This is a genomic window from Serratia proteamaculans (assembly GCF_946227095.1).
Taxonomy (GTDB): Bacteria; Pseudomonadota; Gammaproteobacteria; order Enterobacterales; family Enterobacteriaceae; genus Serratia; species Serratia proteamaculans_E.
In genome coordinates this window covers 176,189-192,105 of the sequence record NZ_CAMISV010000002.1, presented here as the reverse complement: position 1 = coordinate 192,105, position 15,917 = coordinate 176,189, and the positions used below count along the sequence as shown (strand labels likewise).

The following is a 15,917-nucleotide window of genomic DNA, read 5'->3' as shown; positions in this document are numbered from 1 at the left end:
AGCGTCAAAATTTGCATTAAGGAACGATGATGTTCGGTAAAACCAAGAATTATAAAAAGCGCCCTCTGCCACTGCATATTACTGCGGCGATGCCACTGTTTGTCCTGGCCACCTTCAGCGCTCATGGCACTGAATCGCACCAGCATGATGTTGCGGTCAAAGCCAATGATGGCGACGTGATCACCGTAACGGCACCACTCTATTCACCAATGACCATCGTGACATCCCCGAAAACGCCGCGTCAGCCGGTGCCGGCCAGCGATGGTTCGGATTACCTGAAAACCATTCCAGGCTTCTCGCAGATCCGTAACGGTGGCACCAACGGCGATCCGGTGTTTCGTGGCATGTTTGGCTCACGACTGAAGATCCTGACCGACGGCGGCGAAATGCTGGGTGCCTGTCCTGCAAGAATGGATGCCCCTACCTCGTACATTTCACCAGAAAGCTACGATCTGTTGACCATCACCAAAGGCCCGCAAACGGTGCTCTGGGGGGCCGGTTCTTCGGCAGGCACGGTGCGCTTTGAACGTGAACGCCCTCGTTTTGATCAGCCCGGAATCAAGGGAAATGCCAGCCTGCTGGCCGGTTCTAACGGGCGCTGGGATGAAAACATCGACGCCAGCCTGGGTGGCGAAAAAGGCTATCTGCGTCTGATGGGCAATAAATCGCGTTCAAATGATTATCAGGACGGCGATAGCCAACGCGTCCCTTCGCGCTGGGATAAATGGAATGGCGATTTGGCGCTCGGCTGGACGCCAGACAGTGACACCCTGTTGGAAGTCACCATGGGCCGGGGTAATGGCGAAGCGCGCTATGCCGGGCGCAGCATGGATGGCTCACAGTTCAAGCGAGAAAGTCTGGGGATGCGAGTAGAAAAATCCAACATTGGCGAGGTGTTGGATAAGCTAGAAGCCCAGGTTTATTACAACTACGCCAACCATATTATGGATAACGTCACCCTCCGCTTCCCCGGTCAGGGCGGCATGGCGATGGGCCATATGGGCATGGGACACATGAATATGGGGATGACGATGCAGTTGGATCGCCGTACCGTCGGCGGGCGCGTGATGGGCACCTTCCTATGGGACGATTTCAAGTTGGAAAGCGGTATGGATACCCAGACCAACACTCACCGTAATAAACAGGGCGCTGCCTGGCAAAAAGATGCGCAATTCCATAACTACGGCGCTTTTGGCGAGCTGACCTGGACCGCAACCGAGCAAAGCAAGGTCATCAGCGGTGCGCGCCTTGATCGTAGCCTGGTGGATAACTATAAATCCGCTAATGACAGCGAACGTTCCGACACCTTGCCGAGCGGCTTTACTCGTATTGAGCATACGCTTGCCGGCATGCCGCTGATGGTTTACGCCGGGATAGGCTATACCGAACGTTTCCCTGACTACTGGGAGCTGTTCTCGCCGACATTCGGGCCGGACGGCAGTAAGAGCCCATTTGATAGTGTGAAGAGTGAGAAAACCACGCAGATCGATATCGGCGCTCAATACACGGATAAACGCTTTAACAGTTGGGTTTCAGCGTATCTGGGTCATGTGAATGACTTTATCCTGTTCAAGTACGATCCCAACCACGCCCGCATCAGCCAGGCCGATAACGTCAACGCGACAATTATGGGCGGTGAGATGGGCATGGGTTATCAGCTGGCCGAGCACTGGAAAACCGATGCCAGCCTGGCCTATGCCTGGGGTAAAAATACCACTGACAACCAGCCACTGCCGCAAATTCCACCGCTGGAAGCACGCTTGGGTTTAACCTACGAACGTGGGGATTGGAGCAGTACCGGACTTTGGCGCCTGGTCAGCAGCCAGCACCGTGTGGCGATCAATCAGGGTAACGTGGTGGGTAAAGACTTTGCAGACAGCCCGGGCTTTGGCGTGCTTTCCGCCAATGTGGCGTACAAGGTGAGTCCGCAGGTCAAACTCAGCACCGGTCTGGATAACATTTTCAATAAAACCTACAGCGAGCACCTAAACCTGGCGGGTAACAGCACCTTTGGTTACTCCTCGAATACTTCGGTAAATGAACCGGGCCGTACCCTCTGGGCCAAGGTTAATGTCACCTTCTAACTAAAGGGGCCGGGCGGTGGTCAGCATCGCCCGGCAAAGCCCTTTCTGAGCCTGTCCTCACTCCCTAAGTATTATTGCTTCCGCCCGCCAAACTCGTTAAGATCGCTTCAAATAAATTTGAAAATATAAACAAAATGATTAAATCTAATTTAAATCCGGGTTCCCGTTACCTGAATTTGCCCGCAGGCTATTTTGGCATGGTATTGGGCCTCATTGGCGCAGGTTTTGGCTGGCGTTATGCTGCCACCATCCTGCCGGTCCCCGCGGTCATCGGTGAGGGGTTAGTGGTCATCGCTATCACCCTTTGGTTTCTGCTGGCCTGCGCTTTTTTATACCGCCTGCTGCGTTTCCCCCAGAGTGTAAAAGCCGAAATCACCCATCCGCTGATGAGTAGCTATGTCAGTTTGTTCCCGGCAACCACCCTACTGGTCGCCATTGGCGTGGTGCCCTGGTGGCGTTCACTGGCCGTGGCACTGTTCGTGGTGGGCGCTCTGGCACAGCTGAGCTATGCCGCCTGGCAAAGTGCCGGCCTGTGGCGTGGAACACACCCTGGTGAGGCCACCACCCCCGGGCTCTACTTGCCAACGGTCGCCAATAACTTTATCAGCTGCATGGCCTGCGGCGCATTGGGGTATCAGGATCTGGGCCTGCTGTTTCTGGGCGCCGGTGTCCTTTCCTGGCTGAGTCTGGAACCGGCTATCTTACATCGCCTGCGCAGTCATGGCGAAATGCCAGAACCGGTACGTATCTCTCTCGGTATCCAACTGGCCCCCGCTCTGGTGGCTTGCAGCGCCTGGCTGGCAGTGAATGGCGGTGAGGCCGACGTGCTGGCCAAAATGCTTTTCGGCTATGGTCTGCTGCAACTGTTATTTATGATCCGTCTGCTTCCCTGGTATCTGAAGGGGCCTTTTAATGCCTCATTCTGGAGCTTTTCATTCGGCCTTTCTGCCCTGGCGACCACCGCTCTGCATCTGGGGCATGCGAGCCAGGAGGGAATACTGTCTGCGCTCGCATTACCGCTTTTTGTCTTCAGTAATGTCCTGATTGGCTTGTTGTTCATCCGCACGCTGATTCTGTTGTTCCAGGGCGATCTGTTGAAATACACCCAGCGGCCCTGAACCCTGTCAGCCTACACGATGAGGCCCGGTAAACCGGGCCATCAGCCAAATCATTTTTCCAGCGGGTAAATAGTGCCGGTATTCATGATGCCGTTAGGATCGTAGACCTCTTTCAACGCCTTCAAAATGTAATAGGCACTGCCGTGCTCGTCTTTGGTCCAGTGGGTACGATGCTTGCCGATACCGTGGTGATGGACCATTGAACCGCCCTGTTTTAACGTTTCCTCGACGATAATCTTGTTCAAAGGGTTGTGGTACTTGTCGATCTCCTCTTCCGGCTTACAGTCCACCACGTTGTAATCGTAAACGAAGTACATATTGGTGCCATTGATATAACTGTGAGAAGAGTGCCCACCCAGCATGGTGATGTCGGCAACATGGGGGAATTCGGCACGTATACGACGGATCACGTTTTCATAGATAGTATGGATACTCGCCCAGTCGCTGGAAACCTCAGTGGTGAAGCCCATGTTGTTGGTTTTCATGATCTGCACGCGTTCGGCTTCGACCTTCTCCGGCCCCCAGTTCAGGTTATTGAACCAGGCCTCAATCAGTTTACTGTCCACCTTATGGCATTCGGTATGGCGTTGTACGATCGCCTCAATGCCAGCACCTGTCGCCTGTGCTATCCCTTTTGCCCCTTCGGCCATAAAAATCAGCACGCATTTCCCCTTGGCAAAATGGGTAAAATGCTGGGTGCCGTCTTCGGCATCGTAGAGCCGGGCGATCGATGGGCGGTAACCGTCCACCATCACTTCCCGCAGGATATCGAAACCGGTTTGCATATTGTCGAGGGTATAGCCGTAAAACAGGTTGTTTTCTGGCGTGTATTTGAAGATTTTTACCGTAACTTCGGTAATGAAACACAGCGCCCCTTCGTTGCCGATAATCACATGGCGAATATCCGGCCCGGCGGCACGGCGCGGCACGTTTTTGATCCGGGTAATGGTGCCGTTAGGGAAGACCGCCTCCAGCCCAACCACCATGTCTTCTATCGCTCCGTATAATGTGGAAAGCTGCCCAATGCTGCGTGTCGCCACCAGCCCGCCCATTTGCGCCAGCGGTTTGGACTGCGGTGAATGCCCGGTGGTATAACCCTGAGCCCGCAACTGATCCTCCAGCACTTCCAGCGGGACGCCGCACTGGGCCGTGGCCTGCATGTTGCGAATATCAATCTTGACCACCTGGTTCAGCCCTGAGCCATCCAGCACCACCGAGTTTTTCACCACCGTCTCCAGCCCCCCCTCGGTAGCGGACGCGCCGGTGCGTGGTACGCAGTTGATGCGATTTTCATTCATAAACTTTAATACGTCTGACACCTGCTGGGTATTCTCCAGTTTGACCACCGCGGCGGGTAACGGCTGGGTGAATACACCGTGGATATCGGCATATTTGCGGAAGCGGTCTACACTATTTTTTTTCAGCACTTCTTCATCCGTAATCACCCGTGCCGGGCCAACGATTTCTTTTAAATGAGCGACAATAGCTTCACGAGTCAGAGACATGATTATTCCTTCCTGATAATAAGAATATAAGTTTTGTTGCTTGAGGTGAAACGGGAAGCCCCGCTTATTTAACGAACCAGATAACCACCATCTACCACCAGCAAATGACCGTTAACATAATTCGACGCCTTGCTGGCTAAAAATACCATTGCCCCCATTAAGTCCTGAGTGTCACCCCATCGATTGGCGGGAATATGCTCCAGTACTCGGCGATTTGCTTCCGGATTACTACGGGTCTCGGCGGTAATATCGGTAGCATAATAACCAGGAGCAATACCGTTGACCTGAATATTATATTGACCCAGTTCATCACAATAGGCTTTGGTAAACCCGGCCAGGGCGTGTTTGGTGGCAGCATAAGCCGGTGACCACTGCCCGCCAAGATAAGAAAACAACGAACAAATATTGATGATCTTGCCCTGCTGGTTAGGGATCATCACCTTGGCGGCTTCATAGCTCATTTCAAAGGCGGCAGTCAGATTGATGTCGATCATCGGATCCCAGTCACCACGACCAAAATCCAGCACCTTGTTCAATTTACAGATGCCTGCATTGTTGACCAGAATATCTACACCACCGAACTTCGCCAGACATTGGGCAATAACCCTTGCGGGAGCGCCTTTCTCGGTAATATCGACCTGCATGAACTCAACCCGAACGCCCTGCTGCTCAAGGATTTCGCGGGTTTGTCCCTGATCCATCACAAAGCTGGGAATAAACAGATTGGCGCCTGCCTTGGCCAGTGCTACGGCAAATGCCTGCCCCAGGCCGCTGTTGCCGCCGGTGACAATGGCCGTTTTTCCCTTCAGCGAAAAGAAATCCAGTGAGAACGCATTCAATTTATCCAGTGACATGTACTAACTCCTTAGCCTGAAAAAAATGCAAAAAAAAATGAGAAAAGTAAGCTCCTCTGCGTGTAGCAAAGAAGTTACTTTTCTCATCGGCTCTAGTAACTGTGGAGCAAGCTAACATGGCCTATCAGGCCCGTTCAGTGACTTACATCACAAAATCATTTCATGCCAAAAATACAGTGTATAATATCATTCCGAACAATTAATTTATTTAAAAACCGGGCGAGCCAACTTTAATCTTTTGTGATGGCGGTCGCTTTTATTATTAGTATCACCGTGTTATTTCTTAGTGCAGTTACTGAATGAGCCGAAGAGAAAAGTAACTTCCCGCAATGCGGGGAGCTTGCTTTTCTCTTTTTTTATTTGATTTTTAACAGGGTGCCGCATGAAAAAAACCAATCCCCACCGCTGGTTAACGCTGGCGATAATAAGCATCAGTGGCGGCGTGAGCTTTGACCTGGCCTATCTGCGTTATATTTATCAAATTCCCATGGCGAAATTTATGGGGTTTTCCAATACCGAAATAGGGTTAATCATGAGCACCTTTGGTATTGCCGCGATTATTCTTTATGCCCCCAGCGGTATTATCGCCGACAAACTCTCCCATCGGAAAACAATGACTTTTGCCATGATCGCTACCGGGTTACTGGGCGGGTTGATGGCGTTATACCCCCCCTTCTGGATGATGATCATGATCCAGGTGGCATTCGCCATTACCACCATTCTGTTGTTGTGGTCCGTTTCCATCAAGGCAGCATCGCTGCTTGGCGACCACCAGGAACAAGGGAAAATAATGGGTTGGATGGAGGGCTTCCGGGGCGTTGGTGTCATGACGTTGGCGGTCTTCACCATGTGGATCTTCTCCATGTTCAGCCCCGAAGACCCTGACAGTCTCAAAGCAGTGATCCTGATTTACAGCGGCGTGTATATTCTTCTCGGCATCCTGTGCTGGTTCTTTGTCAACGATGGTTCAACCCCGGTGGCGGACAGTGCTGAGCCTGCACGCCGCTTTAGCCTCGGCGATATCCTTAGGGTGCTGAAAGTCAGTACCACCTGGTATTGCAGCATGATCATTTTCGGCGTTTACACCATCTACGCCATCCTGAGTTATTCAACCAACTATCTGACCGAAATGTACGGTATGACCTTGGTCGCCGCCAGCTATATGGGCATTGTAATTAACAAGATATTTCGTGCGGTATGCGGTCCGCTTGGAGGGTTGATCACCAGCCACAGCCGGCTGAAATCACCTACCCGGGTGATCCAGTTGCTGGCATTGGTCAGCCTGATCACCCTGGGTGCATTGCTGCTCACCAATCAACAGCCGGTTTCGGTCGCTGTAGGCATCGGGTTGATTCTACTGCTGGCCTTTGCCTGTTATGCCTCGCGTGGGTTGTATTTCGCCTGCATTGGCGAGGCCCGTACGCCCAAATTCATTATGGGTACCACCGTCGGTATCTGTTCGGTGATCGGCTTCCTGCCAGATGTCTTTGTCTATCCGTTAGTCGGGCACTGGCAAGATACCCTGCCCGCCGCCGAGGCTTACCGCAATATGTGGCTGATGGGCCTGGCGGCCACCGGTTTGGTGGTGGTGTTTACTTATCTGTTGTTCAACAAAATCAAAACTGCCGACGCGAAAACCATAACCACAAAACCGGCGATCGGATAATGCCTTTTCCTTAAGGAGTCATAACATGAAGAAGAAGTATCTGATGGGTGTGGACGTGGGCACCCAGAGCGCCAAAGTGGTTATTTTTGATTTGGACGGCAAGGTGATTTGCGAAGGCAAACAGCCACTGCGCAGGCTGGATATCCCTGCACCGCTGCTGGCGGAGCACCCGGATGACGATCTGTGGGATGCCTTAAAAGTGGCCTTCCGTCGGGTCATGCAACGCTTTGCCGATCATGGCGGCCAGCCGGAGGATATTATTTCGATGGGGCTCTGCATCATCCGTTGTTGCCGCGCGCTGTTAAAAGAAAATGGAGAGTTGGCCTACCCAGTGATTAACTGGATGGATAAGCGCTTGAATAAACCCTATGAGTATATCGAGGCCTATCGGGACGTTCGCTATATCACTACCACCTCCGGCTATATCGCCCACAGGCTAACCGGCGAGTTCAAAGATACCTGTGCCAACTACATTGGTTGGTGGCCGATGGACAATGACCGACTCGACTGGAGCACCGACTCGGCCGTCTGGCAAAGTTGTAACCTGACACGCGACCAGGTGTTTGAGGTGGTCAAACCGGGTGAAATTCTCGGTCGGCTCAGCGAACGCGCAGGCCAACAAATCGGTTTACCTGCCGGTATCCCGGTGGTGGCCACCGCACACGATAAAGCGGTAGAAGCCCTGGGGGCCGGATCGCTGGAACCCGGCGTCGCACTGATCTCTCTGGGGACCTATATTGGCGCTATGGTGCATGGCCATGCCAATGTGAAAGACGCACAGCATTTCTGGCCGTTCCAGGCCTCGATCCCTGGCCGCTATTTGTATGAATGTATGGGCGTGCGGCGCGGTATGTGGACCGTAAGCTGGTTTCGCGATCAGTTTGGTGCAGCCGCGCTGTCTGCCGCTGACGACGCCGGGGTCAGCATTGAGGAATTGCTGAACCAGGAGGCAGAACGGGTACCTGCCGGCTGTGAAGGATTAATCACCGTGCATGACTGGGCGCCGCCACCTGAAGCAGAGTTCCGCAAAGGCGCGATGATCGGCTTCGACGGCCGTCATACCCGGGCGCACCTGTATCGTTCCATTCTGGAAGGCATTGCCTTCACCATGAAGAACCATATGGACAAGATGGCCCAGGAACTGAATACGCCGTTCCGCAGCCTGATCATTTCCGGCGGCGGTGCCAACAGCGATCTGTTTATGCAGATTTTTGCCGACGTCTTTGGCATCCCGACACGGCGTAATCTGATGAGTGGCTCGGCCGCGGTGGGCTGTGCCATCAATGCCGGCATGGCGGTAGGCGCATTCGACAGTTATCAGCAGGCAACCGACAGGCTGGTGAAGGTAGGCGACAGCTTTATGCCGGATAGCGCCAATCACGCCTTTTATCAGCAACTCAACCAACAGGTTTATCAGCGGGTAAACGCACATCTCGATCCCTTGTTACGTGCGCTCAGCCCTTTGGTGGATTAACTAAAGCTTTAATTTCCAGACGTCATGGTTAGTGGTGGAGACGGCAATCGCCCCAGCTTTTAATGCCGTCTGGGCATCGTCTTCATCACAGACCAGACCACCAGCAATGATCGGCAGGTCAATCTTGTCAGCCACCCAACCCAACACTTTCGGCATACAACCCGGTAAGATCTCAATGCAGTCCGGCGTGGACTGCGCTACCTGTTTGTCGACGTTATGAAAGGAGATGGAGTCGAGGATAAATAACCTGTGAATGGCATAGAACCCCTGCTGACGCGCGGCTTTTACCATGGAGGTTTTGGTGCTGATGATGCCGTCTGCGGCGGTCACGATCTTCAGAAAATTAATCACAATTTCTTTGTTGGAGCTGCCTTCCAGCAGATCAACGTGCACAAAGGCGTATTTCCCGGCTTCTTTAATCTGCTGCACGATGCGCCCGATATTACAGATGTTGCCGTAGAGCACCGAAATAATCCGGCAATCCGACTTCACTGCGGCCTGCAGGCTTTCATTATCTTTTACTGCGGCGATCACCGGATGCAGTTTTAACAACTCAACGATTGAAGGCACATTTTTCTCCAGATAAGCCCGACAGGATTGGCTCCGGGCAATGCTCATTAACAATAAGATAACACACCACTACACCGGTATATCCACGTCGGCAAACACCGCAGCCATCATGCCTGACATCGGCTCTGCATGCTGTGATAGCTGCTGAATTTCCTCCTGTAACCAGTCATGAAAGTAGCCTACCCGGGGCAAATCGTGCTTGCCGACAGGAATTTCCAGCCAGTAACCATTGCGACTTTTTAGCTCCAACGGTGACAACAATACCAGTAACCCACTTTGCAGCTCATTGCGGATCATCAAACGGTCCAGGACTGCATAGCCTGCACCGGTAATACAGGCGTTGATCACCTGGTCCTGAGTGCTGAATTCCAGCCCACTCTGCGGACCGGCAATAACCTGTCCCGCCGCCGTCAGCCAGCATGCCCAGTTATCCAGCCGTGTATCCCCGTTAAGAATGTGCAGCTGCGGCTGGGTATGTAACGGCGGGAAAACACCATTAACGGCCAACAACGGGCTACCGACCAGTACCAACCGCTCATGGCATAACCATTCCCCCCTGTTTACGCAGTCGGCCGGTTCGCCAAAACGAATGGCACAGTCGAAGTCACAGTTTTTTGCCGGGTTTCGCTGATCAGGGCGATCTGCAACTGGCTGTTACGACGGCGCAGGGCTACCAGACGCGGTGCCAGCCAACGAGTGGCAAAGGTTGGCGCTACCTGTAGCCGCAGATGCTGCAGCGGATTATGCAGCTGTACCTGCTGGATCCCCTCTTCCAGGATATCCAGTGACTGCCGTACCCGTGGCAGCAACAAAATGGCATCCTGGGTCAGTGTCAGGCCACTGTGGCTGCGGATAAACAGCAATTTTCCCAGAAACTCTTCAAGCTGCTTGATCTGACGACTGGCCGCGCTTTGAGTAATAAACAACGCCTCTGCCGCCTTGCTAAAACTCAACGTCCGACAGGTTTCTTCAAATACGCGCAACGTACTGAGTGATGGAAGTTTTCTCACGATCCACAACGCCTCTGTTCAGCAATCAACATGTTAACCATATGTTGCCAATCTGCCGTTATTCACCAGTACCCGCAGGGTTTATTTCTGTAAAACCAGAAGCCGATCACATGCATTTTCCACCTGAGGGTATGACTAAAACGCACTCGCCGAACGGCAGGTTCTGCTGCCACATTGTTCACGCATTCAAAACAAAAAACCAACAATAACCCTACACCGCTCCTACTGGAGGACAGGTCAATGCAAAATCTGACATCGCAACAAATTCGTATGGATGATGTACCGTTAAACCGATTCCATCTCAAAATCGCCGGGCTGACCTTCGGGGCACATTTCACCGACGGCTATGTGCTGGGGGTGATTGGTTTCGCCCTGGCACAAATCAAACCGCAAATGGGGATCTCCGCCTTCTGGGAAGGAATGCTCGGCAGTTCGGCGTTAATCGGCCTGTTTATCGGTAGTCTGGTACTGGGCTGGGTTGCCGATCATATCGGGCGGCAGAAAATCTTCTGCTTTAGCTTTGTGGTGATCACCCTCGCCTCGGCACTGCAATTTTTCGCTACGACACCGGAACAACTGTTCCTGCTGCGAGTGCTGGTTGGCATTGGGCTGGGAGGTGATTTCTCGGTAGGACACACCATGCTTGCCGAGTTCTCCCCACGTAAGCACCGTGGCGTGCTGCTGGGTTCTTTCAGCGTGATTTGGACCTTCGGCTATGTGGCCGCCGGGTTTGCCGGTCACTTTCTGACGGCGATGGGGCCGGACGCCTGGCGCTGGCTGCTCTCTTCCTCGGCGCTGCCGGCTGTCATCATCCTGTTCATGCGTATCGGCACGCCAGAATCACCCCGCTGGTTGATGGGCAAAGGCCGCCGCGAAGAAGCCATGGCCATTGTGCTGCGCTATTTCGGCCCGAATGTCATGCTGGTCGGTGAAGCGCCAACGCTCAGCAAACCACGCTTTCTATCGCTGTTTGGGCCCGTTTATCGTCGTCGCACCGCGTTCAACAGCCTGTTCTTTGTCTGCCTGGTGATCCCGTACTTCGCTATTTATACCTTCTTACCGTCAATTTTGCAGATGATGGGCCTGGATCAAAACTTTGCCACCGACCTGCTGCTCAACGCTCTGCTGATTGTCGGGGCACTCCTCGGTATTTTACTGACGCTGTACTGCTCTCGACGGGGTTTCCTGATCGGCGCTTTCGTCTTCCTCGCCGCCTGTTTGGTCATGCTGAGTCTCGTTCCCATCAGCCAATCGGCCTGGCTGATTACCCTGTTTGCGGCCTTCACGCTGGTGATGTCGGCGGTCAGCAATTTGGTCGGCGTTTTTCCGGCGGAAAGTTTCCCCACGGAAGTGCGCTCGATGGGCGTCGGCTTTGTTACCTCAATGAGCCGCCTGGGCTCAGCCATCGGCACCGGCCTGTTGCCGCTGTCGATTGTCCACTATGGCATGCCCGCTACCACCAGCATTCTGGCCGTAATTTTAATTATTGGCGCATTGGTTTCCATCGCCTGGGCACCGGAAACCAAAGGACTAACCCTGGTGGATGCCTGCCAGGATCCAGCGCAACGCGCAGAAAACGCGTTAATGACATCAGCTAAATAACACCATCTTACTGAAGACAGGAGCAATGACGTGGAAATGTATATCGGTGAAGGGTTTGAGGGAAACGGCGTAAATGCCTCACACATCAATATTATGATCGGGCCGCGCCACGGCGTGGTCGGTCAGGCATTCTCTTCAAGTCTGGCATCCCCCAGCCAGGGCCACTGCCCATTCATGGTGGTGGTGAAGCCCAACGTGCCCACCAAACCAATGACTTTGTATGTCAACAAGGCCGAGATCAGTGGTGAACTGCATGGCAATGCTACCTGGGGGGCCTCTCAGGCGGCGATTGCCAAAGCGGTAACCGAAGCCTTGCTGGAAGGCATTTTGCCACCGGAGGCCGAAGATCAGTGGTGCATCGTCACCGCCAACTGGGTCAATCCTGCCTGCGACAATCTTGACGAGGTGTTCCGCAATAACTACCGCGCCTGCCGTCAGGCGATCCACTCCGCAATGAATCGCTTGCCCAATCGCAGCCAGCTTGCCGATGCCCTGCCACAATTGGCTAACCCCTTCTATACGCCACGCGCCTGAGGACAACCCGATGGAATATATCAATCTTGGCCATTGTGGGCTGAAAGTCTCCCGTTTGTGTCTTGGCACCATGAACATGGGCAGCAAACAGTGGAAACCCTGGATCTTCGACGATCAGCAAAGTGAGCCTTTGCTCCGCCATGCGCTCGAGTGCGGTATCAACTTTATTGACTTGGCTGATTTTTACTCCAGCGGTGCAGGTGAGGAAGTGGTGGGTCGTATCGTTGCACGCCTGGCTCAGCGCGACGAACTGGTTCTGGCCACCAAGGTCGGTTACCCGCTCGGTTCCGGTGCCAACAATCATGGGCATTCACGCAAGCACATCATGGCCAGCATTGACGCCAGTCTGCGCCGTCTCGGTACCGATTATGTCGACATTTACATGCTGCACTACTTCGACGTGAATACCCCAATCGAAGAAACCTGGTCGGCGATGAACGATATCGTGCGTTCAGGTAAAGCCCGTTACGTTGGTGTATCGACCATGTATGCCTGGCAACTGGCCAAAATCCTGTGGATTTGCGAGCGTCATGGCTTCGTTAAGCCAGTCAACATGCAGTTGCAACTCAATTGTGCTTACCGGGAAGAAGAACGGGAGATGATCCCCCTGTGCCGCGATCAGGGATTGGGCGTATCGGTATTCAGCCCGCTGGCACGCGGTTTATTGAGCTGCGATTTCAACTCGGTACGTAACCAGACGGATTTCTTCACTCAAGAAATGTACGCCGACACCACCTCGCGCAATGTTGCTCAATCGGTCAGCCTGGTGGCGTCGCCACGCGGGATCCCTCCGGCGCAGGTTGCTCAGGCTTGGGTGCTTGGGCACACGGGGGTCGACTGCATGCTGGTCGGGGCCGATACGGTGCAGCAAATAGACACCGCCGTTAGCGCTTTGTCGACCCCGCTCAGTGATGACGAGCGCTACGAACTGGAACGCCACTATACCCCCTGCGATGTCATCAATGATTACACCGCCGGTAAGCGTATTACACGCGAGAGCCGCCCAGCGCATGGTCGGTTTGCCCTGGACAATACAAACACAAGGAACATCGCATGACAGACTCTGCTTCTTTACTGCGCAACGGTTGGTACTGTGGCGGCCAATGGCGCAGTAGCCCGCAACGCTATCAGGTCAATAATCCCGCCACTGGCGAGTTGGTGGCCGAAGTGGCCTTTGCCGGCATTCAGGAAACCCACGAGGCCATTGAGTCGGCCGCCGCGGCCCTGCCCGCCTGGCGTGCTTTACCGGCCAAAGCACGGGCGCAAATCCTGCAACGTTGGTTCCAGTTGATCATTACCCATCAGTCGGCGCTGGCAGAACTGATGGTCACCGAGCAAGGCAAGGTATTGAGCGAAGCCCAGGGCGAAGTCGCCTATGCCGCCAGCTTTATCGAATGGTTTGCCGAAGAAGCCAAGCGCGCTTATGGGCAGACCATTCCGGCGACCAAAGCCGGTAACCAAATCATGACCTTTAAAGAGCCGGTCGGCGTTATTGCCGCCATCACGCCGTGGAATTTTCCGCTGGCGATGTTGACGCGCAAGTTAGGCCCGGCGCTGGCGGCCGGTTGCACCACGGTGATCAAACCCGCCAACGAGACGCCACTTTCTGCTTTTGCACTGATCGTACTGGCCGAACTTGCCGGGGTACCGCCAGGGGTCATTAATGCCGTTTCAGGTGATACCCCGGCCATCGGTGCCGCATTGATGGCCAGCCCACTGGTGCGCAAAGTGTCATTCACTGGTTCCACGCCGGTCGGAAAACTGCTGATGCGCCAGGCGGCGGAGACGGTGAAAAAACTGTCGCTGGAGTTGGGAGGTAATGCCCCGTTTATCGTGTTTGACGATGCAGACCTTGATGCGGCGGTCGCTGGTGCAATGGCGGCAAAATTCCGTAACAGTGGCCAAACCTGCGTGTGCGTCAATCGCTTTTACATCCAGAACGGCATTTACGATCGTTTTGTTCAGCGGCTCACCGATGCCGCCCGGGCATTGAAAGTGGCTCCAGGCATGACACCGGGGGCGCAACAAGGCCCGTTAATCCATCTGAAAGCGGTAGAAAAAGTGGAGATTCATCTGCAAGATGCTTTAAACCACGGAGCGCGGCTGATGTGCGGCGGAGAACGCCACCCGCTTGGAGGTTCCTTCTTCCAGCCTACGGTGTTGGCCGATGCCGACGAACGGATGCTGTTGGCGCATGAGGAAACTTTTGGCCCGCTGGCCGCTTGCTTCCGTTTCCATGATGAGGAAGAGGTGATCCGACGCGCCAACGATACGCCCTTTGGGCTGGCGGCCTATCTGTATACCCGGGATCTCACTCGTGCATTCCGTGTGACACGTCAGCTCGAAAGCGGCATGGTTGGCATCAACGAGGGTATTATCTCAACCGAGGTCGCGCCCTTTGGTGGCGTTAAGGAATCGGGACTGGGCCGTGAGGGCGCCGCGATCGGGCTCGATGAGTATCTCGAAACCAAATACGTCAACCTCGGACAGCTTAACGGCGAATAAATAGCTGTTCGGTCATCAATTGACCCCATTGTGTGCCCGGCTGTTCTTCTGCCAGCGTGAAACCGACGCTTTCATACAGATGCCGGGCCGCATCCAGCCCTTTGAAGGTCCACAAATGGGTTTCATCAAACCCGCGTTCGTCGCAAAAGCTGACCGCCCGGTTCAGCAGTTGGCGGCCTACACCGCTGCCGCGCAGGCTGTCATCAATGATAAAAGCGCGCAGATGGGCGCGGTTATCCCCCAGGGTTTCCCCGTCGATAGAAACAGAACCGACGATACGACCGCGACTTAATGCCGACCAGGTCTGATTGAGTGGATGCGATAGCCGCCCGGCCAGATCGGCCAGTGCCGCGCCAACGGCAGCTTCAAAAAAGGCACCAAACCCCACCGTGCGCGAATAATATTGCATGTGCATTTCCAGCGTTCTGCCGGTAAAGCCAGGCAGGTAACCACTGACAATCTCGATTGACGGTGCAGAAACCGACGCTTCACCCAAACGGTGACAGCGTAACGCAGCAGCATAATTTTGCAGGCCCTCGGCAATGCCTGCACTAGCGTTAGCCGGCAGTTGTTGCAGCGCGTTAAGTACCTGATGCTCGGCATACTGGTTAATTCCTGCCAGAGTCTGTCGCCCTTTATCCGTTAACCGCAGGATTTTTTCCCGGGCATCACGCTCACTGGGTAAAGTCACCAGTTCCCCGGCTTTGATCAGCTTGTTCAGCATGCGGCTGACGCTGGATTTTTCCAGGTTGAGCACCGTGCAAAGCTCGGCTGCGGTTTCAACCTGCCTGTCGCCGATTTCAATCAGCGCATGCACCGCCGACGGCGGCAGATCGGTACCTGCCAGGGTACTGCCCATAAAGCCCAGTTCCCGCACCAGATGGCGTGATGCGTCCCTGATAGGTTGTAAATACGGATCTGTTTTGGTTATTGGCATGATGAGCGCTCTGATATAGTTGTATACGACAACCATATCAGAGGCGTTCTGGAATACA

Annotated in this window: 12 protein-coding genes and 1 pseudogene; 8 read left to right on the top strand and 5 right to left on the bottom strand. The window is 54.0% G+C overall.

Features of this window, described 5'->3' with window-relative positions:
- The first annotated feature begins 29 nt into the window (after positions 1-29).
- Positions 30-2,084: a TonB-dependent copper receptor gene (locus tag OC597_RS04565; RefSeq protein ID WP_262207724.1), complete on the top strand. Its 2,055-nt coding sequence runs from the start codon at positions 30-32 to the stop codon at positions 2,082-2,084.
- A gap of 134 nt (positions 2,085-2,218) precedes the next feature.
- A complete protein-coding gene (gene tehA / locus OC597_RS04560; RefSeq protein ID WP_262207722.1) occupies positions 2,219-3,202 on the top strand; it encodes a dicarboxylate transporter/tellurite-resistance protein TehA in 984 nt (327 codons plus the stop codon).
- 50 nt (positions 3,203-3,252) lie between these two features.
- Here the strand turns inward: tehA and OC597_RS04555 are convergent, their stop codons facing one another.
- Positions 3,253-4,707: an FAD-binding oxidoreductase gene (locus OC597_RS04555; RefSeq protein WP_261254301.1), complete on the bottom strand. Its 1,455-nt coding sequence runs from the start codon at positions 4,705-4,707 to the stop codon at positions 3,253-3,255.
- 68 nt (positions 4,708-4,775) lie between these two features.
- Entirely contained in the window at positions 4,776-5,561 is a 786-nt protein-coding gene (locus OC597_RS04550; protein WP_261254299.1) for an SDR family oxidoreductase, read from the bottom strand.
- Between the two features lie 382 nt (positions 5,562-5,943).
- Between OC597_RS04550 and OC597_RS04545 the strand changes: the two genes are divergently transcribed.
- Complete coding sequence (locus tag OC597_RS04545) at positions 5,944-7,227, top strand: MFS transporter (protein WP_262207720.1); 1,284 nt, start codon at positions 5,944-5,946, stop codon at positions 7,225-7,227.
- A 25-nt stretch (positions 7,228-7,252) separates the two neighbouring features.
- Positions 7,253-8,701 carry an FGGY-family carbohydrate kinase gene (locus tag OC597_RS04540; RefSeq protein WP_262207719.1) on the top strand — a complete coding sequence of 483 codons (1,449 nt, stop codon included), beginning with the start codon at positions 7,253-7,255 and terminating at the stop codon, positions 8,699-8,701.
- Here OC597_RS04540 and OC597_RS04535 read toward each other — a convergent pair whose 3' ends face one another.
- Both OC597_RS04535 and OC597_RS04530 read right to left on the bottom strand, forming a co-directional pair.
- Entirely contained in the window at positions 8,702-9,271 is a 570-nt protein-coding gene (locus OC597_RS04535; protein WP_409977050.1) for a glycerol-3-phosphate responsive antiterminator, read from the bottom strand. It lies immediately after the preceding gene.
- Positions 9,272-9,340: 69 nt separating this feature from the next.
- Positions 9,341-10,281, bottom strand: a pseudogene (locus OC597_RS04530) (LysR substrate-binding domain-containing protein).
- 240 nt (positions 10,282-10,521) lie between these two features.
- On the opposite strand from OC597_RS04530, the gene OC597_RS04525 reads away from it, so the two are divergent.
- The 4 genes from OC597_RS04525 to OC597_RS04510 are packed head-to-tail and all read left to right on the top strand — an operon-like array spanning position 10,522 to position 14,922.
- The gene (locus tag OC597_RS04525; protein ID WP_262207718.1) at positions 10,522-11,883 is read left to right on the top strand and encodes an MFS transporter; all 1,362 of its coding nucleotides are present in this window, start codon (positions 10,522-10,524) and stop codon (positions 11,881-11,883) included.
- 30 nt (positions 11,884-11,913) lie between these two features.
- On the top strand, positions 11,914-12,417 hold the full coding sequence (gene fae / locus OC597_RS04520; protein WP_261423930.1) for a formaldehyde-activating enzyme: 504 nt from the start codon (positions 11,914-11,916) through the stop codon (positions 12,415-12,417).
- Between the two features lie 10 nt (positions 12,418-12,427).
- A complete protein-coding gene (locus OC597_RS04515) occupies positions 12,428-13,474 on the top strand; it encodes an aldo/keto reductase (protein ID WP_262207717.1) in 1,047 nt (348 codons plus the stop codon).
- On the top strand, positions 13,471-14,922 hold the full coding sequence (locus OC597_RS04510) for an NAD-dependent succinate-semialdehyde dehydrogenase (RefSeq protein ID WP_261423931.1): 1,452 nt from the start codon (positions 13,471-13,473) through the stop codon (positions 14,920-14,922). Before OC597_RS04515 ends, OC597_RS04510 begins: the two co-directional genes overlap by 4 nt.
- Here the strand turns inward: OC597_RS04510 and OC597_RS04505 are convergent.
- A complete protein-coding gene (locus OC597_RS04505; protein WP_262207716.1) occupies positions 14,909-15,859 on the bottom strand; it encodes a bifunctional helix-turn-helix transcriptional regulator/GNAT family N-acetyltransferase in 951 nt (316 codons plus the stop codon). The two genes, OC597_RS04510 and OC597_RS04505, sit on opposite strands and share 14 nt — an antisense overlap.
- Positions 15,860-15,917 lie beyond the last annotated feature (58 nt).

What these genes read in the sequence shown, in the direction of transcription:
- OC597_RS04565 (WP_262207724.1), top strand. Translation starts at nt 30, where the DNA reads ATGTTCGGTAAAACCAAGAATTATAAAAAGCGCCCTCTGCCACTGCAT.
- tehA (WP_262207722.1), top strand. Translation starts at nt 2,219, where the DNA reads ATGATTAAATCTAATTTAAATCCGGGTTCCCGTTACCTGAATTTGCCC.
- OC597_RS04555 (WP_261254301.1), bottom strand. Translation starts at nt 4,707, where the DNA reads ATGTCTCTGACTCGTGAAGCTATTGTCGCTCATTTAAAAGAAATCGTT.
- OC597_RS04550 (WP_261254299.1), bottom strand. Translation starts at nt 5,561, where the DNA reads ATGTCACTGGATAAATTGAATGCGTTCTCACTGGATTTCTTTTCGCTG.
- OC597_RS04545 (WP_262207720.1), top strand. Translation starts at nt 5,944, where the DNA reads ATGAAAAAAACCAATCCCCACCGCTGGTTAACGCTGGCGATAATAAGC.
- OC597_RS04540 (WP_262207719.1), top strand. Translation starts at nt 7,253, where the DNA reads ATGAAGAAGAAGTATCTGATGGGTGTGGACGTGGGCACCCAGAGCGCC.
- OC597_RS04525 (WP_262207718.1), top strand. Translation starts at nt 10,522, where the DNA reads ATGCAAAATCTGACATCGCAACAAATTCGTATGGATGATGTACCGTTA.
- OC597_RS04515 (WP_262207717.1), top strand. Translation starts at nt 12,428, where the DNA reads ATGGAATATATCAATCTTGGCCATTGTGGGCTGAAAGTCTCCCGTTTG.
- OC597_RS04510 (WP_261423931.1), top strand. Translation starts at nt 13,471, where the DNA reads ATGACAGACTCTGCTTCTTTACTGCGCAACGGTTGGTACTGTGGCGGC.
- OC597_RS04505 (WP_262207716.1), bottom strand. Translation starts at nt 15,859, where the DNA reads ATGCCAATAACCAAAACAGATCCGTATTTACAACCTATCAGGGACGCA.